General features: G+C 44.1%; 17 protein-coding genes. 2 read left to right on the top strand and 15 right to left on the bottom strand.

Going from position 1 to position 19,527, the window contains the following annotated elements:
• Positions 1 to 77 precede the first annotated feature (77 nt).
• The 8 genes from IEY34_RS32080 to IEY34_RS32045 form a co-directional block, all read right to left on the bottom strand.
• Positions 78 to 926 carry a 3-hydroxybutyryl-CoA dehydrogenase gene (locus tag IEY34_RS32080; RefSeq protein WP_189019738.1) on the bottom strand — a complete coding sequence of 283 codons (849 nt, stop codon included), beginning with the start codon at positions 924 to 926 and terminating at the stop codon, positions 78 to 80.
• 26 nt (positions 927 to 952) lie between these two features.
• The gene (locus tag IEY34_RS32075) at positions 953 to 2,131 is read right to left on the bottom strand and encodes an acetyl-CoA C-acetyltransferase (protein WP_189019736.1); all 1,179 of its coding nucleotides are present in this window, start codon (positions 2,129 to 2,131) and stop codon (positions 953 to 955) included.
• Between the two features lie 4 nt (positions 2,132 to 2,135).
• A complete protein-coding gene (gene prpB, locus IEY34_RS32070) occupies positions 2,136 to 3,050 on the bottom strand; it encodes a methylisocitrate lyase (protein ID WP_189019734.1) in 915 nt (304 codons plus the stop codon).
• A 38-nt stretch (positions 3,051 to 3,088) separates the two neighbouring features.
• A complete protein-coding gene (locus tag IEY34_RS32065; protein WP_189019732.1) occupies positions 3,089 to 4,537 on the bottom strand; it encodes a bifunctional 2-methylcitrate dehydratase/aconitate hydratase in 1,449 nt (482 codons plus the stop codon).
• Between the two features lie 18 nt (positions 4,538 to 4,555).
• Positions 4,556 to 5,683, bottom strand: coding sequence for a citrate synthase (mmgD, locus tag IEY34_RS32060; protein WP_189019730.1), 1,128 nt, complete (start codon positions 5,681 to 5,683; stop codon positions 4,556 to 4,558).
• Positions 5,684 to 5,719: 36 nt separating this feature from the next.
• Entirely contained in the window at positions 5,720 to 6,862 is a 1,143-nt protein-coding gene (locus tag IEY34_RS32055; protein ID WP_189019728.1) for an acyl-CoA dehydrogenase, read from the bottom strand.
• 901 nt (positions 6,863 to 7,763) lie between these two features.
• Positions 7,764 to 9,335, bottom strand: a complete 1,572-nt coding sequence (locus IEY34_RS32050; RefSeq protein ID WP_189019726.1) for an S-layer homology domain-containing protein — start codon at positions 9,333 to 9,335, stop codon at positions 7,764 to 7,766.
• 107 nt (positions 9,336 to 9,442) lie between these two features.
• Complete coding sequence (locus tag IEY34_RS32045; RefSeq protein ID WP_189019724.1) at positions 9,443 to 10,945, bottom strand: DUF4153 domain-containing protein; 1,503 nt, start codon at positions 10,943 to 10,945, stop codon at positions 9,443 to 9,445.
• 144 nt (positions 10,946 to 11,089) lie between these two features.
• Between IEY34_RS32045 and IEY34_RS32040 the strand changes: the two genes are divergently transcribed.
• A complete protein-coding gene (locus IEY34_RS32040) occupies positions 11,090 to 12,883 on the top strand; it encodes an ABC transporter substrate-binding protein (protein ID WP_189019722.1) in 1,794 nt (597 codons plus the stop codon).
• A 1-nt stretch (position 12,884) separates the two neighbouring features.
• On the opposite strand, the gene IEY34_RS32035 is transcribed toward IEY34_RS32040, so the two are convergent.
• A complete protein-coding gene (locus IEY34_RS32035) occupies positions 12,885 to 14,834 on the bottom strand; it encodes an ATP-dependent DNA helicase (RefSeq protein WP_189019720.1) in 1,950 nt (649 codons plus the stop codon).
• Positions 14,835 to 15,851: 1,017 nt separating this feature from the next.
• Here IEY34_RS32035 and IEY34_RS32030 point away from each other — a divergent pair.
• Positions 15,852 to 16,313 carry a GNAT family N-acetyltransferase gene (locus IEY34_RS32030; protein WP_189019718.1) on the top strand — a complete coding sequence of 154 codons (462 nt, stop codon included), beginning with the start codon at positions 15,852 to 15,854 and terminating at the stop codon, positions 16,311 to 16,313.
• A gap of 441 nt (positions 16,314 to 16,754) precedes the next feature.
• Here the strand turns inward: IEY34_RS32030 and IEY34_RS32025 are convergent, their stop codons facing one another.
• The 6 genes from IEY34_RS32025 to IEY34_RS32000 all read right to left on the bottom strand — a co-directional run bounded on the left by IEY34_RS32025 (position 16,755) and on the right by IEY34_RS32000 (position 19,055).
• Complete coding sequence (locus IEY34_RS32025) at positions 16,755 to 17,348, bottom strand: stalk domain-containing protein (protein ID WP_189019716.1); 594 nt, start codon at positions 17,346 to 17,348, stop codon at positions 16,755 to 16,757.
• 94 nt (positions 17,349 to 17,442) lie between these two features.
• Positions 17,443 to 17,511 (bottom strand): hypothetical protein, encoded by a 69-nt coding sequence (locus tag IEY34_RS37975; protein ID WP_373291378.1) that lies wholly within the window; start codon positions 17,509 to 17,511, stop codon positions 17,443 to 17,445.
• A gap of 20 nt (positions 17,512 to 17,531) precedes the next feature.
• A complete protein-coding gene (locus tag IEY34_RS32015) occupies positions 17,532 to 17,687 on the bottom strand; it encodes a hypothetical protein (protein WP_189019714.1) in 156 nt (51 codons plus the stop codon).
• 48 nt (positions 17,688 to 17,735) lie between these two features.
• Positions 17,736 to 18,236 carry a hypothetical protein gene (locus IEY34_RS32010; protein WP_189019712.1) on the bottom strand — a complete coding sequence of 167 codons (501 nt, stop codon included), beginning with the start codon at positions 18,234 to 18,236 and terminating at the stop codon, positions 17,736 to 17,738.
• Between the two features lie 37 nt (positions 18,237 to 18,273).
• Complete coding sequence (locus tag IEY34_RS32005) at positions 18,274 to 18,498, bottom strand: hypothetical protein (protein ID WP_189019710.1); 225 nt, start codon at positions 18,496 to 18,498, stop codon at positions 18,274 to 18,276.
• Between the two features lie 137 nt (positions 18,499 to 18,635).
• Positions 18,636 to 19,055 carry a hypothetical protein gene (locus IEY34_RS32000; RefSeq protein WP_189019708.1) on the bottom strand — a complete coding sequence of 140 codons (420 nt, stop codon included), beginning with the start codon at positions 19,053 to 19,055 and terminating at the stop codon, positions 18,636 to 18,638.
• Positions 19,056 to 19,527 lie beyond the last annotated feature (472 nt).

Here is a 19,527-nt window from a genome sequence, read left to right as displayed (position 1 = left end):
ATAACTACCATTATATGCCTACCTAGTCAATTAAAAAAGGGACAGTTTGCAGCCTTCACACTGTCCCTCTTCTTATTCTAATACACATAAAATCCATGCCCGGATTTACGACCTAAACGTCCTGCCTTGACATATTTCCGCAGCAGCGGGCATGGTCGGTATTTGGGATCCTTGAATCCGTCATACAGGATTTCCATAATGGAGAGACAAGTATCCAATCCAATAAAATCGGCTAATTCCAATGGCCCCATCGGATGGTTCATTCCCAGTTTCATCACTTTATCCACCGATTCGGCCGAAGCCACACCTTCAAACACGGTAAAAATGGCTTCATTAATCATTGGCATCAGAATACGATTGGATACGAAACCAGGAAAATCGTTCACCTCAACTGGGATTTTACCCAGCTTCTCACTCAGCTGATAGATCTCATCAAAGACAATTTGTGAGGTTTCCAATCCGCGAATGACTTCCACAAGAGGCATGATAGGCACAGGATTCATAAAATGCATGCCGATCACGTGCGATGGCCGTCTTGTTACAGCGGCGATTTCTGAAATGGGAAGCGATGACGTATTGGTGGCTAAGATTGTTGCCGGTTGGCAAAGGCTATCCAAGCGATGGAATAACAAGGCTTTCAGCGCCATATTTTCTGAAATGGCTTCAATCACAAGATCCGCCTGCTCGGCTTGTTCCAAAAACTCCGCTGAATGAATGTGACTTAGAATCTCAGCTTTCCGATCTGCCGTTATCTTTCCTTTTTCAACCTGTCGATGAAGCTGGCTGTTAATGGATATCAGACCTTTGTTCAGCATCTCTGATGTTGTATCATGCAGGAGCACCTTCATGCCTGAAGCCGCAGCCACTTGAGCAATCCCGCTTCCCATTTGACCTGCACCAACGACCATGATGGTTTGAATGTTCATCGGATCACCTCTCCATTCACATGGGATTACCCGTCTACTTTGAGAAGAATCGCATCTCCTTGGGCGGCTCCACTGCAAATAGCCGCAATCCCATATCCTCCCCCTATTCGGCGCAGCTCGTGAATCAGTGTTAGAATGATGCGTGCTCCGCTTGCGCCGAGGGGATGGCCTAGGGCAATGGCTCCGCCATTCACATTGACTCGTTCGGAGTTCCATCCCAGCAGCTGTTTGCAGGTCAGCAAGACAGCTGCAAATGCTTCATTCACTTCAAATCTGTCGATTTGATCGATTGAAATCCCCGTTTGGCGAAGGACTTTTTGGATGGCCAAGGCAGGTGTAGTCGCGATATATGGCGCACGCTCACCTACGGTTGCATGGCTTACTATCGTTGCAAGCGGCTTTATCCCTTGTTCGATGGCTTTATCTTTGGACATAAGCAGATGAGCCGCTGCACCGTCATTAACACTCGGTGCATTGCCTGCGGTTATCGTCCCATTCTTCACTAACGCGGGCAATGCCGAGAGCTTGAGAAGACTTGTATCTGGACGAGGACCTTCATCTTCTATGATCGCAAACGCTCCTTGCTTCGTTACGATGTCTACAGGAACAATCTCCTCAGCCATATAACCGTTCTGTATAGCTCGGATAGCTCTTAGGTGACTGCGAAGCGCCCATGCATCCTGGGATTGACGATCAATAGCGAATTCATCGGCGACCTGGCTGCCGTGCACGAACATCTGAACCTGATGAAACGGGCACATCAGACCATCATGCTGCATAAGATCCACGATCCGCTGATCGCCCATCCGAGCTCCCCAACGGATACTCGGCAGCAAGAAAGGTGCATTGCTCATGCTCTCCATCCCGCCTGCAACAATCACCGCCGCATCGCCAGAACGGATAATTTGATCGGCAAGTGTCACACTTCGCATACCAGAAGCACATACTTTGTTTATCGTCTCAGTGGTAACGGACCAATCTAGACCTGCTAAGCGCGCCGCCTGCCGAGAAGGTATTTGGCCTGCTCCGCCTTGCAGCACCATCCCCATGATAACTTCATCAATCATCGTCGGATCCAGCGATGAACGTCTAATTGCCTCCTTGATGGCAATTCCGCCAAGCATGACTGCTGGAACATCCTTCAGAGCTCCGCCAAACTTAGCGAATGGCGTCCGAGCAGCGCTTACAATAACACTTTGCCTCATTCACTTAGCCCCCCGTCTCTTCAGGCAGGACCGTTTTGGCAATTTGCGTGTCCAAAGCTTCGTAATCGGCATACCGAATTGCGCTGTACAATTCACTGCGTGTTTGCATGGCAGGAAGCGAAGCAATCTGGGTCCCTGTTTGATTAATCTCTGCCAAGACATTCTCGATCGCCTTGGCAGCGACCCGGAGTGAAGTCACGGGATAGATCACCATTCGATATCCCCAGCTTTCGAACTGTTCGGCTGTATAATAGGGCGTTCGACCGAACTCTGTCATATTTGCCAATAGAGGGCATTGCACGGCTTGTGCGAACTGCTCAAACTCATCTTCACTGTCCAAGGCCTCAGGAAATATCGCGTCAGCGCCAGCAGCCAGATAGCGCTTTGCTCGTGCAATCGCTTCCTCCATGCCGTGAACGCTTCTGGCATCCGTTCTAGCGACGAGATACAATGACGGACTTACCGCTTTGATTGTTGTTATTTTTTGTACCATTTCCTCGCATGAAATGAGCTTCTTCCCATTTAAATGCCCACATTTCTTCGGCATATCTTGGTCCTCCATTTGCACGGCAGCAACCTTGGCTTCCACCATTTCCTTTGCTGCGCGAGCCACGTTTAGGACCCCGCCATACCCCGTATCAATATCGACTAGCAAAGGAAGCCCAGATGCACGAACCAGTTCGCGAGCACGCTCTGCTACTTCGTTGGAGTAAATCAAACCCAAATCAGGAAGCCCCCTGCTAGCGGTATAGGCAGCTCCTGATAAATAGATCGCCTTGAACTCTGCTTGCTTGGCTAATCTCGCTGCCATCCCGTCATGCGTTCCGGGGATTTTGACAATCGGCCCCGCTTCTACGGCTTCGCGAAATAAAGCGGCAAGTTGGCGTTGATCGGGCTCATCTTCAATCAGCCAGGACATAGAACCCTCCTCCTTGGCTTGTTGCCTGTCTTACGGCTTCAAATAACAAAATGGGTCATGAATTCATGAAAAGGCATTTGAAGCAAGCGTTCTTCATCCATGATAAGGTCCATGATCTCACTGGCTTTGCGCTTAGGAAAGCGGGTTAATAAATTCGCTTCAAATTTCTCTCTTACCTTAGGCAACCCTTCCTCCCGCCGTTTACGGTGACCGAGCGGATATTCACAGACGACTTTATCTGTTGATGTGCCATCCTTATAATAAATTTGAATCGCATTTGCAATTGAACGTTTATCTGGATCCAAATAATCCAAGCTGTACAGTGGATCTTCTACCACGATCATTTTCTCGCGAAGTCGATCAATCTGTGGATCTTGGGCTATGCCATCTTCGTAATGCTCAGCTGTTAATGTGCCGTAAAGCAACCCGATAGCTACCATGTACTGCAAACAATGGTCACGATCAGCAGGATTATGAAGCGGTCCCTTTTTATCAATAATTCGCATCGCAGATTGATGCGTCGTTAACTTGATGACAGCGATATCCGGCAAACGGTTATGAACCAACGGATACAGTTCAAGCGCACATTCGACCGCTGTTTGGGCATGAAACTCAGCCGGATATGAGATTTTAAATAGAATATGCTCCATGACATAAGAGTCAAGCGTTCTCCCTAAAGTGAGCGTTTTCCCTTGAAATAACGCGTCTTGAAATCCCCAGGTTTTGGCGGTTAGCGCTGTGGAGTATCCCATTTCACCGCCGATCGTCATGTAAGCCAATCGCACCGCGCGGCTAGTAGCATCACCAGCAGCCCACGATTTGCGCGAGCCCGTATTCGGCGCATGGCGATAGGTTCGCAGACTGGCTCCATCGATCCATGCCTGGGAAATCGCGCTGCCTATTGCCTCCTTATTTCCTCCCAACATCGCGGTCGACACAGCCGTAGAGGCGACTTTGACCAGATGAACATGATCTAAGCCCACACGATTCAAACTGTTCTCCAGCGCAAGCACGCCTTGAATTTCATGGGCTTTGATGGACATGCTCAGAACATCTTTGACAAGAAAAGGAGCTTTCCCTTCGCTGATTCTACAGCGACTTATATAATCGGCAAGCGCGATGATGCTGCCCAAATTATCTGATGGATGCCCCCACTCAGCGGCAAGCCATGTATCGTTATAATCCAGCCAACGAATCATACAACCAATATTAAAGGCCGCATGAATCGGCTCTAACTCATACCTCGTGCCAGGAACACGGGCTCCCCCTGGCAAATAGGCACCTGGGACTACAGGACCCAAATGCTTCGTACATTCAGGAAAGCGTAATGCCAGAAGTCCGGTTCCGATAGAGTCCAGTAAGACATATCGGGCAATTCGAAAAGCTTCTGCGCTTTCAATCTTTGCGTTCAGCGTATAGTCGGCAATTTCCTCTATTAATGGGTCAAAGATTAGCGCTTTAGCATCCGAGTAACCAAAGCCACTCATCGACATCCATCCTTTCTCTTACAGACTCTCCGCCGTGGAAGGATGTAAATTTCGTGGCCCTGTATAGCTCACGCGCGGGCGGTAAAGCCGATTATGATCATGCTGCTCAATCACATGCGCACAAATCCCAACTGTCCGGGCTGCCAGAAACACGGGTGTGAACAACTCAATAGGAATCCCCAGCAAATAATAGACAGGGGCTGCATAGTAATCCAGATTGGGATGCAAATTCTTCTCCCGCTTCATGACTTCTTCCCCTCGGACACACATGTTATATAGCTGAGGCTGATTTTTAATTATGGCTAGCTCATCTAGCGCCGTTTTCATAAGAAGTGCGCGTGGATCTGCCTTTTTCATATAAACACGATGTCCAAACCCCATGATGCGTTCCCGCTTTTGCAGCTTAGCCAAGAGAATAGACTCCAGCTTCTCTTCTGTTCCTGCTTCCAATAGCATAGCCATCACGGCTTCATTAGCGCCCCCATGCAGGGTCCCTTTCAGCGAGGCAACTGCGCCAGTTAATGCTCCATAGAGATCCGATTGCGTTGAAGCGATGACCCGTGCAGCGAATGTTGAGTTCGGCATCTCATGCTCACTATAGACAATAAGTGACTGATCAAAAATATCTGTTTCCAATTGCGTTGGGACATGTCCCGTCATCATATACAAGAAATTAGCGGTATAAGATAGATCTTTCCGCGGTTCAATGAACGGCTGGCTGTACTTGGCTCGATAGCCATAAGCGACAATTTGCGGCACTTTGGCAAGCAACCGCAGCGCTTTACGCACATTTGCCTCATGAGATCGATCATCCAACTCCGGATCGTAACTGGCTAAAGTTGAAATCCCTGTGCGCAATACATCCATGGCATGAGCCTGAGGTGGCAATAAAGCAAGCACAGAACACACGTTCTGAGGAAGGCCATATTCCTTTTGGATATCCCCTTCAAGATCCTTTCGACTCCGTTTACTAGGCAAAACATCGTAAAGAAGCAGTCCCACAATGTCCAAATAGGTTACGTTCTGTGCAAGTTCGATCAAATCATACCCACGAATCACGATTTCTTCTTCTTCCACATCCAAGTACGAAATGGCTGTTTCACTGGCAATGACATTTTCAAGTCCAGGTCGGTGCAAATCACTCATCTTCTGCACTCCCTTCCTCAAGATCAACCGCTTCCTTCAATCCGCAAGCAGCATACGGGAAATCACAATTCGTTGAATTTCATTCGTCCCTTCGTAGATCTGGGTTACTTTGGCATCACGCATGTAACGCTCTACCGGAAATTCCTTCGTATACCCATAGCCTCCGAATATTTGGACCGCTTCGATGCTTACTTGCATCGCCGTATCACTTGCAAAAAGCTTCGCCATAGCGGCTTCTTTGCCATATGGCAACCCCGCGCCTTCCCTCCAGGCGGCTTGGTAAGTCAATAATCGAGCCGCTTCGATCTTCGTTGCCATATCGGCAATCTTAAAGGCAATCGCTTGCTGTCTGCCGATGGGCTTGCCGAACTGCTTTCTCTCCTTGGCATATGCGATAGAGACATCCATAGCCCCCTGCGCAATACCAAGTGCTTGCGCAGCAATGCCAATGCGGCCTCCTTCCAGACATTTCATGGCAATCGGAAATCCTTCACCTAATTCCCCTAATCGGTTTCCCTCGGGGATACGGCAGTTTTCGAAGCGAAGTTCGATCGTCGGCGAGGAACGGATGCCCAGTTTTCTTTCTTTATGACCAAAAATAAAGCCAGGAGCACCTTTTTCCACGATAAATGCCGTGCATCCCTTGTGCTTCTGCGCGAGATCCGTCATCGCAAAAACAATATAAATCTCTGCTTCTCCGCCATTCGTCACAAAGAGCTTGGAGCCATTGAGCAGATAACTGTCTCCCTCCTTAGTCGCTGTCGTAAGCATAGCGCCAGCATCGGAACCAGATCCGCTTTCTGTCAAACTATATGCCCCTAATTGCTTGCCCTCAGCCAATGATTTCAAAAACCTAAGCTTCTGGGCTTCAGTACCATACTTATAGATCGCCCAGCTTGTTAGTGAGGTATGCACAGATAACATAACGCCCGTAGAAGCGCATACCCGTGAAAGTTCCTCAACCACAACCGCATACGTAAGGAAATCAGCACCAAGCCCGCCATAGGCTTCCGGCCATGGAATGCCCGTTAAACCGAGTTCACCCATTTTATCGAACAGTCCCCGATCGAATTTCTCTTCTTCATCCCTCCAAGCTGCGGTAGGTTCAATTTCATTCTTAGCAAAATCGCGCACCATGGAACGAATCATCTGCTGTTCATCCGTTAAAACCAGTTGCATGCGCTCACCATCTTCCTCATGGCTGACTGTTATGCAAGTGTTGTCGAGGCCAAGCTCAGTTGATGTCGGAGTTTAGGACAAGTTGTAATCTTTTCCACTTGATATGTTATATATACACCTCTAGATGAAGGCATATACCTTCTGACTTGTATGTTTTTCGACATTCTCGATGACGCAGTCTGGCTAGGGAGGATTTCTTAACGATTGGCAAACAGTCCCATCAGAATGAATCGTCAGTCAATAATCCTTTAGGAAACCAAGCCCCTAACGAACTCAATACCCTTTATTCGGCCAAAATCGCTCATTCTGAAAATCTAATGAACTCCAGATGCTCTATTCCAAGAAAATGAACACCTGGCTGCCTAAACTTTGCACGGTAGCGCCAACTCCGTTCATTAAATCTCCAAAGTAGCCATTTTCTCGTCTATAAGCATCCTACAGTTCATTAGCTGCCCTTTAAGACCGAAAACCTCCAAAGCAAAGAGCCTGTGGTGAAGCCAAGACATAAGAGGTAAGCTTCGCTCATCCCAAACCCAAAAACATATAAATTCTATGTTAAGAAAAAAATTGCACCGCCCTGAGAGATCAGACTCTTTTTAGTGGCAAAACCTAGTAAGGGAACTAGAGAGCGCTATTTAGGGAAAAAGCAAAGATAAGCGGGTCATAGCGGAACTACAGGGTGTTATTTCCACGGAATCAGTTAAATTTCCCAGCAAACTGCAAAATAGCGCACTAGAGTTCCATCCACCTCCCGCTAATTACACTTTTGGCTAGAATAGCGCCCTGTAGTTCCCCTTCCTCTGCGCGAGGCAATTGGAGTAACTCCATCTTCACTCCAAAACATATAAAAAAATGCTCACCCTCTATCGCTAGAGAATGAGCACCGAAATCAATCGATAGTTTAGTTAATATCCACACTCACCGTCGCGTAAGCATTTTCGCTATAAATCGTAATTTGATGAGTCGTCGCCTGCTCAGGTTTCGCTGTCAGCTTCACTTCTAAGCGGGCAATGCCATTCGTATCAAAGAGATCGCTCGCACTCAGCGAAGCACCGGCTTTTACAACTTCAAGATGCGGATTATTTGGATTTATGTCAGGCAGCAACGTTTTGGTCGTTACCTCCCCATTATCCCATTGTTTTTTGGTAACCGGGTTTCCATATTGGTCGTACAGATTTAAGGTAATCGTAGCTGATTCGCCAACGTTCAGCAATCTTGTTTTACCATTAGAATAAGTTAATTTATTCGGCTCAATCACACTGAGAATAGGTGCATTTCCTACTTTGAAGCTTCTTGAGACATTGAGATTTTGATTTTTCAAGTAGACGGTAACTGGGATATAGTCGTTCAATTGCGCAGCATTTGTTGCTTTAACATTCGCAATAATGACCAGATTGCCCCACTCGTCTTTGCTAATATCTGTAGGAGCCGCTCCCGCTACTGTAGCGGTGAAAGCTGATGCTTCCACAGAGGCCACTTCCCCGTATTGGTTTAAGGCCTTCACTTTAATAGAAGCAGAAGCACTATTCGCAATCGTATCACTTGGATTTACGAACTTCAGTTCGGTTACTTGTTCTTTTTGCACTCTGAAATTAACATCTTTTCTTAATACAGAAGAGGAATCAATGCCCGAGATTTCAACCGTGTAGTCGCCTTCACTTAATGGTGAAGCGGACACTAGCGTTGCCCATTTATGATCATCGGACCACGTTGCTGTTACAGGCACGCTCATACTTCCTTTGCTCAGCATAAAAGTCGCTTTTTTCGTATCAACCGTGTCGTTTACCCACACTTTTACCGATCTCGCACCTATCGCTTGAGCACCGATGAGTGATACTTTGTCAGGAACATATTGCTGTTTGGTTTCATAGGCACCTGTCACCAGCAGCTCGCGAGTTGCAGGCTGTTGACCTTCGAAAGCTCCAACACTTTCAGGCAGTAACTTTAAGCTTGTAGCAAGTGCTACATACCCTTTTGCCCAATTCGATACAGATCCGTCTGTAAGTGTCATGGCTTCTGCTTGTGCTTCCTTACCTAGAATTCGAATGAAGAACGCAGCCAGTTCTTGTTTGGTCACTTGAGCTGCCGGACTGTAGGTCCACTCACTCGTACCCTCTGTAATTCCCGCTGTTTTCAAAGCTTCAATATAAGGAAGTGCATAGCCATTGGCTTGATCGTATGTACTTACATCCGTATATGAGGATACGCGAAGCCCTGAATTAACAGGTAGTTTCAAAAGTAATGCGGCTACTTTGGCGAACTGGGCGCGATTCATTTGACTTTTCAAACCGAACGTCGTTTCTGTCATTCCGTCGACAATGCCGGCGCTGATCATCGCATCGAATTTGGCTTTGGTTGCGGTGTCCAATTGGCTTAAATCGGTGTAATCGGAAGATGATTTCCCGAATGCGACGGATGAGAACATGGATAATGCCATTGCAGAAGTAAGTGCGACTGTAAGTGTTTTTTTCATCGTTTGTTTCCTCCTAAAAGTTGGGTTATGTATGGATAGGAATTTATACCCAGCAATTTGGAGTTCGAAACTCAAGACTATTTTTTTTTTGAAAATGGATTGCTCATTTACCTCTTGGCGCGGTAGTTGGACAGATTCCAGGAAGGCCACGAATCGCTGTCAATCCCAGATATGACGCGGTTTATCGTGAGTTCCACTTCCACTAATTCCGGATGACGAATTTGTAAATCTCTTAGCGCTGGTACCACATCCGTGGATAAGTCTCCCAGATAGGCAAGATCAATAATCCCTGTTCGTTCATATCGAGCTGTATTGTTCACTGCAATCCGCTCATCAATATTGATGTAATTCATGACCAGGTAAGCCAAAATCGCCGATGTGATATACGCTCTGGACAATGACATCTTCTCCACCCAAATACGATAAAGCGCAATGATAAATAACACGCCTAGAAATATCATAAAACCATGAACCAGCAATCTCGTCTGTGTAAAACCATAAGCTTCTTCATACAAAGCAAGCCTGCTATATGCTGAACTTAACATGACAAGTGTACATACAACCAGTAGACTCAATAGCACTTTACGTATTAATTCCCCGACTTGAGCCGATTTTCGAATCCAATGCAAGCCTGGAAACAATAACGCAACATTGATTAAAGCAACAAAGACAAGCTCAGCAAACCCTCTCCGCGCATATTCCGCATAAGCTACACCGTCCGGCAGCAACCCGTCAGCGGCTCCAAACAAATAGGAGAATTGAATTATCGCAAATAGCACATAAACAAAATTCACACAAATTAGCAAAGTCCCCGCAGTAAGGGGATCTAATTGAATCTTCCTATTCTTCTCGAGCAATTCAATTTCCTCAACCTTCGCAATCGAATCCACCTCAGCATTTTTGGGTAAAAGCAGGCCAAGCAGGTAGCAAAAAATGTAGATCGTAACGCAGATTGCCAAAAGTATACGAAAAATAACTTCGAATGTAGATCCCCCATCGAACCAATTCGGAATTTGCGTGAGCCAAGACAGGAAAATGCGATCTGCGGAAGCAAGTAAACTAATAATGACAAATAAGATTGGTGCAGCCAAAAGCAAACCTACTCCTATTTTAGCGAATTTCCCCCTGCTCGCCTCACGCTCATTTTCTTTGGCAGGCAGCCATGATTTGATCATCCCCAGTGGAACGGATACATGAGCCAGCGGTCTGCCCACAACATGCCGCATCATATCCTGCAAGAAAGACGCATGGTACCACGCATGCTTGCTATTGCGAGACAACACAATCGTTTGCATCACTATGAGCAAGGGCAATGCCAAACCGTTCAGCGTATGAAACAAGCGATTCGCAAACAACCCATATGTAAGTGCCAATAGCACACTCGGAACCAGCAGGAGCCAACCCGCTTTGCTTTGGCCTTCCCATGGCTCGAAGCCTCCCAATCGTCCTTTAATCGCATAAAAGTACAAACTATAGAAGCCAGCCACAACGATCAATACAGACACGCCGGCTGGGCGGCCAACGAATACATATTGAAAGGCCAAACCGAATAAACAAGCATACATCAGCATCATGCCGTATTTCTTTTGCCATGGAGCGGGATCTCTCATTGAACATACTCTCCTTTGTAACGCTAATGGTTAGGACTCTGCTAGACATTGTTATTTCCTGCCTTTTATTGTAACCTTTAAAACAAGAACAAAAAGTGTAAGTTTAAATTTCATAATTTCATATTTTATGATGGAGGCATGCAAGTGAAGATTCGCAAGCATTATTTGACATTGCGCCGCGCTTTCCCCCATATCCAGGAAGAGTCTCCCATCGAGATTACACTTGAGGAATTAGCCTCTTGTTTGGATTGTACGCACCGCAACATGGTACTGGTTTTGAAGCGCATGCAGCAGGAAGGCTGGCTAACTTGGCTGCCCAAAAAAGGACGCAGCAACCGCTCCAGCCTGATCTTTCACGTGAAAAAAGAAACCATACTCCTGGAGGAAGCCAAGGAGCTGGTCACCAGACAAGATTTGCATTCGGCATTGGAACTGCTGCAAGCTTCCGAAGAAGCCCTCTCCCTAAGAGAGCAATTTCAGGATTGGCTCTCTGGTCAATTCGGCTTCCGCTCTGAAGTGCAGAATCAGCGCAGAACCGACGTGCTGCGCTTTCCTCTCACCCAAACGATTCACACCCTAGACCCAGCCGCTATCCATTATGCGGGGGAATCGCATCTAGTGAATCAGTTGTTCGATGGTCTCGTTCGCATGGATGCCAAAGGAGAGCAGATTCTGCCGCATCTCGCCCATGCCTGGGAAACGGATGATGCTCGCACCCTTTGGACCTTCTATCTGCGCAAAGGCGTTATGTTCCATCACGGCCGCGAAATGCTGGCCAGCGATGTGAAATACTCGCTCGAACGGCTCCAACGGCTCGCGCCGCGCGGTCTATATAGCTGGGCTTATGCAAACATCCGTGAGATTACGACGCCGGATGAAACAACCGTTCGTATCCAACTGGAAGAAAGAAGCGAACTATTTCTAGGCTTTTTAACGACGAACCGCGCTTCAATTGTTCCCGCTGACATCTATGCGAATCATATGGACAGTACGAACGCCAGTCCGGTCGGGACAGGACCTTTTCGTTTAACAGGACAAGAGCAAGGTATCTGGATTTTGGAGGCATTCCCGGTTTATTTTCAGGGACGAGGGTTTCTGGATCGGGTTGAAGTGTGGACACTGCCAGAGCAGGAGCAGACCGATCTGTCTGATCAGTTGCGTCCCTATCAAATCATGCACAATGTACGAATTTCCGACATGGATGCAGAACGTTGGCAACAAGTCAGGCAATCTGGCATGACAACCAAATTTCTAACCGTTAATGCGTTGAAAGATGGCCCCTTGAAGAACCCGCAGAATCGCCAAGTGTTAAGCAACGCCTTGGATCGCACTTTTTTGCTGGAACAACTTTCGGGGGATGTTATTGAGACAGCGAATAGCTTTTTCCCTTACACACAATCTGATGTTCCGAATTCGACTGTCTCTCCGGCCCCTACGACCGGGATTGTCGAAAATTGCTGCACAGTGGCTGGTTATCAGGGAGAACGTCTCACGCTAGCTACCATCCCACAGTATGAGCATGATGCCCTACTCTTGCAGCGCATGTACGCCAAGTCCGGTATTAGGCTGGACATTATGCTGATTCCTGCCGAAGAATTCAAAGGAGAGCAGCGCATGAGCGCCGATCTCGTGCTCTTTGCGATTATGTTAGATGAGCATCGTGAACTGCGTCTCTATGATATGTACAAAAGCATGCGTCAGCATGCGGACCAAGATGTCCAAGCATTGCTCGACGACAACTTATTCCAACTGCGCCTAGAGCCGGATGCTGGGCGTCGAAAAGCGCTGCTTGAGCAGTTGGAATCACAGCTCAAGCAGCGCCATAGCCTGCTATTTCTATATCGTAAGCATCTCAAAACAGCTTACCACCCTTCCATCCGCGGCATCTCTCTGGACTCGCTCGGTTGGGTGCGATTTCGCGATATCTGGTTTACCTAGATTAAACGCCAGCTTTTAAGGAAACGCCAGCTGGTAAAATACGGACAATATGGTCCCGCAATTGCTCATTATGGTGAAGTTCCTCACTAAAGATCGCAATTAAACCGCTATCTTCGCGGGTTCGGATCAAGCGGCCAATGCCTTGTCTAAGTCTAAGCAGCATATACGGAATATCAACCTCTTCATAAGGTGAAGCAGCTGCTTGTCTTTTGGCCATGAACACGGGATCTTGCGGAGGAAACGGCAGTGCCCAAACAATGACATTAGACAACGATGGGCCTGGCACATCAAGTCCTTCCCATAAGCTCACAGCACATAGTACCGTATGCTCGTCTCCCTGAAAAGAAGCAATGAGATGGCTTATTTCTTGATCGCCCTCGAATAAAAAGTACAGATCCGCACAGTCGGAACGGCTTTTGATTTCCAGCTTGAACCTCCGCAGCTCTTCGAACGTGGGGAACAAGATCAAGGCCCGTCCTTCCGTTCGTTTCAACAATTGAACCGCTGTCTCCAGCTTCTCTTCGAACGTTCCGCCACTAGACCAAGTCGGTGCAATCACTTCCATGCGCTTAGCGTAATCATAGGGAGACACAACAGAAAAGGACAAATACTTGTCCAACCCCAAACTGTCGGCCACATAGTCGAACGAGCCTTCAACCGAAAGTGTCGCAGATGAGAAGACAATCGGCATTTTGGAAGAGAACACTTGCTCCTTCAAGACTTCTTTCACTGTTCTAGGCATAATAACGAGACTTAACCCCGTAATGCTCTCCGTTGCCCAGCAAATGAAAGCTTGATCATTGCGAAACAAAGCTAACGCTTTTTGCATCATTTCCAGATGCTCTTCGACAATTTTGAGCTGATAATCGTTTAACGTGAACATCTCGCTTTCAAACACAAGCTCTTCCTCAATCTGCGATAAAATGTCGCAAAGACGATGAATCTCCCTCAGTAATCTGTCGTTCATGACGATCTGCTTGCGGTCTGAACCCGGAATCGGCTGGCAGCAGCTTTCCAAAATATCGAACATCAATTCGCTCTGCTCAATGGCCTGATCAATACAGACAGCTAACGTTTCGCGCACTTCACCTTTTAATAAACGAACGACCAATTCCTCGAAGACGATATGCTTGAGCTTATAAGTCAATGCTTTCTGAGCCGCTGACTCCATGAGATGGCCTTCATCAAAAACAACCGTGCAATGTTCTGGAAGCAAAGGCCGCTGTCCTTCGCGTTTTCTGCCTTCATATGTCCAGACATGCTCCATATAGAAATCGTGCGAGCAAATGATCAGATCGGTCGAACGGCGATAGGAATCACGCGAAAGCGTTTGGCCGCAGCGATGGCGTTTATCGCAAACAAAACAGTCCTGGAAGGCATCCCAGCTGACCTTGTCCCATTGTTCGTTATTCAAATGAGGATAATTTTTGCGATCCCCATAGGCATAAAAGGACTGCATCGCTTCGCGCGTATGCACGAAATCCGGCAAACCTTCATATAGTTCACGGTACAAGCCCGTATCTTCATGACCGAAACGCGCTTCATCCAGCTTGACCAGACAAACATACTTGTCCGGCGATTTCGCCAACCGCGCATCAATAGCAAGATCCAAATGTCGTGTGATTTTCTCTATATCACCACCCGGTTTGACCAACTGCTCAATTAAAGACTCATCCGCACAGGCAATAATCGCCGGTTTCTTCGTTAAACGCGCATAACAGATCGCATATAGCAAGTAAACTAACGTCTTCCCGGTCCCCACTCCAGCTTCAGCAAAAATCGTCTGCTTCTCCGCAAAAGCACGCTCCAATTGAAAAGCCATATAAATTTGTTCATCACGGACCTCGAAGCCAGCTTCAGGCAAAATTTCATAAAAGATATCGGCAATCCAGTCCGAGACTTGCTGCATGTATGGCTGTGAATGATCGTATGCAAATGGATAACTTCCCACGTTATGTGCCCCCAACAAATAGAATTGAATCAAACTTATATTATCTCATGAATCAAAAGTAAAAGCAAAAAAAGCCCTTTATTATGAAAAAAACTTGAACTTACCTCGATTGAACTTTCATCAATTAGTTGTGCCTAGCTTGGCTAGGCGCAGTATAAAAGGCATAGCGCCTCAATACCTATATATTACCAGTTACCATCATGCGATTTCTGCCTCGTAAACTTAAATCTATCTCACTGTTCATCTGAAAAAGGTTACCTTCAATCTATCTCCCTCTTTCCGATTCCACTAATTGCGGCACAGCCGCCTTTATCATAGCTTTTACCGAACCGAAACGTTTTCGAATAAAAGGGCGCACGGAGTTAAAATTTACCTCTGTTCTTGTGAGTCTTCTCCCTTCGGGTACAGCACCCTTAAGAATGTCTCTCTAGCCCTCTCCAACTCCTTTGGGCGGTGTAGCATTCCACCCTCAGACATTCATCTTTATCTTCTGTGCAATGTATTGTATCCCCCCTCCCATTGCCTAACCATTGACAAATACAAGCTATAACAGTGGAATCTGTTACCAATTGAGGATTATTATAAAGTAAAATCTTTAATTGAGAGCACTTCAAAAGTTAATGAGAAATACTTATTGCATGGTGATACTGGCGTCCATAATTTCGTGTTTCATGAATCTACACTAACTGGTGTTATCGACCCATCACCAGTGGTTGGACCTGTTATATATGATTTTACTTATGCATTTTGTTCCTCTCCTGATGACCTGAACCTAGAAACGCTATTTGCTACTTTCAATTTACTCAATCATGAGCCAATGGAAAAATCAAGGCTTATTGAGGAAATTATTCTTCAACTTTATTGTAGAATTGGAATCTGCGTAAAAGTCCATCCACATGATTTGGAGGGTTACTTAAAGGCATGGGATTATTGGAAAGTTCTCACCCCTTGATTACAACCTTTGAATAGACTTCAATGGAAATTAATAGGGGAAATCAAAAGTGAGGTGGTAATTCGGTGAATATCCAATTAAGAGACATTACTTCCGACAATTTTATGGAGTGTGTCTTGTTAAAGTCAAGCGATACAAAAGAACGACCACTGTTTGAAGAGCATGTTGCTTCAAACGCATTTTCTTTGGCTCAAGCTAAAGTAGAACCTGAATGGCTACCAAAAGCTATTTATTATGAAGAGACGATGGTTGGCTTTGCAATGTATGGATTTGACCAAAAACAGAAATTTTATTTTATTACTAGGCTTATGATTGATTATCGGCATCAAGGTAAAAGAATTGGAAAACATGCCATGTTGAAAATTATAGAAGCCATGAAAAAGTTTCCTTGCAAAAAGGTCTATACAAATTTCGTTCCTTCAAATGAAAGAGCAAAAAATTTATATACCAGTCTTGGTTTTGAAAATACGGGGGGCGTTACTAATGAAGGTGAACCTCTTTATTGTTTGAGATTCGAGAAACAATAAGCTATTTTAGTCACTATAACTGCGACTGCGAACGTTAGTGAAATAATCATGTGAACGCCTATACCTAACTGGCGGTCATTTTTTTGTTCAAGAATCAACACAGTACGATAACAGACCCAACAAAAAAGAGGGGTTCGTCGCCCCCTTTACTATTCCCGCCAAAACATCTCAGATTTAATTGTCCTTCCCCACTAACAGAGAGCAACACTCCACATGTGTGAAGACGGTGAAAGGGATATAATAGTTTTGAAACATCATTTTTGTGCAAATTTATGCATATGAAGTATCCGTTATATTTTCTTTTCAAATCGCAACGTCTTGGAAACCGACTTCGACAATTTGTCCTATCAGTAGCTTTACGCCAAGCCCGCCAAAGATACATGACTTTCATCAAACAATGTTATCCTACATTTCTCGCTTTTCGACGTTCAGTATTATTAATTATTTATACTTCGTCACATTAAATTTCACATTTGAATAATTGGAAAAATCACCATGTTCACCAGCCTTAACAACTTTAATTTCGCCTGTTGAAATTGTTTGTTTGTAATCAGAATTAGCTAACTGAGATCCAAATGCTGTTCCAATCAATTTTTCATTTGCGTCGTAAAAACTCAAGCTAAAATCTATTTCATGTTCTGTAATTGTGCCCTCCTTCGATTGATCTAGCGAAAGAAGTCCATCAATTCCTGTCCAACCACCGTCTAAATAGAGATCTGTCAGGCTAAAATGTACATTTGGATAATTGCTGTCAGTAAGTATTTTCATATTTGATGAAAAATGATTGATTACTATTTCTTTGTTAACAGAACTATAATCAACAAAAGCACCTAGTTGCTCTGCTATGAAGCGAACAGGGACATAAGCGCTACCGTTATAATTAAGAACTGAATATTCTTTATCAACAGTTGTACTGCGACCATTAATTGTAAAATACACTTCAAACAGATATGCTTGGATTGAATCAGATGCAGCTACAACAGTTGAAAGCGATAATACCCCTCCAACAACTACTCCCATTATAAATTTTTTCATTCTATAACCTCCAATAAGTTTATGTTTCTTATACGCAAACTTATGGAAAAAGTTGTAAATAGTTATATAATGGATTTACTTTAAAATATCCGTTTTATTCTGAATACATTTGTTTAAATCTTGGAGTTGGTTCACCTTCATGCTCTACGGTTTCAACAAACATGCTATATGGCCTTACCCATACTACAGCCCTTTTCCGATTAAGCTTCTCTTGGCTTGAATTTCATTATTAAACTTATATTTTGAAAAAGGATTGCCATAAAACATTGAAAAAATAAGAAATCCAACAAAAATAAAGCCTAATCCAATAACAATTGAAACAACTTCTCTTATTTTCATGATTCCCCCCTAAAAGTTATCGTATCTCAATGAAATCCATGTTTTATCCTAAACCCAATACATTGACCATGACATTCTAACTCCAATAACCGCAAAACTAATACCATAGGCAACTAAAAATAATAGTCTTTCTTTGGGAAATGAGGCTTTTCCCTTAGAGGTATCGGTAATATGTATTCTTATCAAGTAATACTTATTGAACAGAAAGCAAATCCCTAATGCACCTAATGCAACCTTTGAAATATAGCCATATATTACTGAATCAAAAATGGTGCTGATAGCATAATCAAATTCCTTTGGGTTTGAACCAATAAATATTTCCCCAATCACTTCTAAAACAATTGAATATACAACAAATACGATAACCCTAATTATTACTTGATTGAAAATGTTCTTCATTAAAAATGAATATCCCAAGTCTAGATTTCTTCTTGGCTTTATTCTCAGCACCAATACAACAAGTCCATAAATTATTGATTCAAATAAAGAGAACATTATTATCCAAAAGAGACCTATTAGACTTATTACAATAGTCCATCCTTCAATCATAAATTTTTCATCCTTAAATTTTAATGAAATTGCTCTTTTATATAATAACTTCCCCTACACCCACTGTTTTACCATCCCATAGTTCAAACTTATTGCCCTCATATAGTAAATAATGTGGTGCATCTTCAACTAGAAAAGTAATTCGAGCAACTGCATCACTATTTTCAGTTGCTTGCTCCACAATCTCACCTACTAAGCTCCACATATTGTCGCATTCTTCATTTATAAACATTTGCTTGTTATCTTCAATAATGACTGGCATACAAAATGTTCTCCTACTTTCCCTATTCCTTCTGCCTTTTTTATCAGACAATAACCAATTAATTTTTGCTTTTACCAAAGGATTTCTGGTTAGGTCTATGTTTATAAGAAGCCCCTACTCTCCTTAAAATCGTGCTTTCATTCGCTCAAAATTCTTTGTTCAACTGTCCAAGAAATTACATTGTCAGCCGATTCCTTACTTCCTTCAAAAGTAAAATAATCATTACCATGTTTTACAATAATGTTTTTTTCAGGCTTAGTAACATTAACAAACACATAGATGCTAGTGTATTGATATTTTGCTTCCACATAGTCGCTATTCGGCAAATATGATTTACCTTTGAATTTCATAGTAGATATTAAATCATTCATTCGTTTGTCTATTTCATCCAGCCCACCTTTAACCCAGTCCACTCTTACATCTTTTGGCTGAAAATCTTCTAGATTTCCTCTATCCTGTAAAGAAATAATAATTGCTCCTTTGACTTTAGGGTCAACAGGGTTAGAACATCCTGTAACTAAGACAATAGAAAATAGGATTACAAACCAAATTCTCAAATATCATGTCACCTCTACAATATGACGAAATAGGTCATGTTTAAGATTAGTCAATAAATCATTCTTTCATCGTAGATTATATATTACAGTTACCATTGAAACTTCTGTTTCATTTCCAGATAAACAACTTGCTCAAAGTACGTAGAGTTTCTTCTCGATATGTAGTCATAAGGAATGCACAGTTAATTGCTGTAGTAGCCGCAAGAAGAAGTGTAACAAAGCTAGAACCATAAAAAATGAGTTTAAGAACAATCATTATCAAAGTACCTGCACATAAGGAGAACGTCCAAGCAAACATTACCTTTGGATCAAACATAAACTTAACACCACCCTTTAAAAGATTCATTTCATTAAAATATAACTTGAACGTCCACATCATCCCATATTTCTTTTAAGAGCTTACCATCCATTTTTCCTTTTGCGAGCAATTCATTTGTGTCAACGAAAGACTGATAATCAGAATACAACTCTG

Origin of the sequence: Paenibacillus marchantiophytorum (assembly GCF_014640555.1) — a bacterium.
In the GTDB taxonomy this organism is placed as follows: Bacteria; Bacillota; Bacilli; order Paenibacillales; family NBRC-103111; genus Paenibacillus_E; species Paenibacillus_E marchantiophytorum.
Note: the sequence above shows the minus strand (reverse complement) of the source record. Positions and strands in the feature narration are given on the sequence as shown.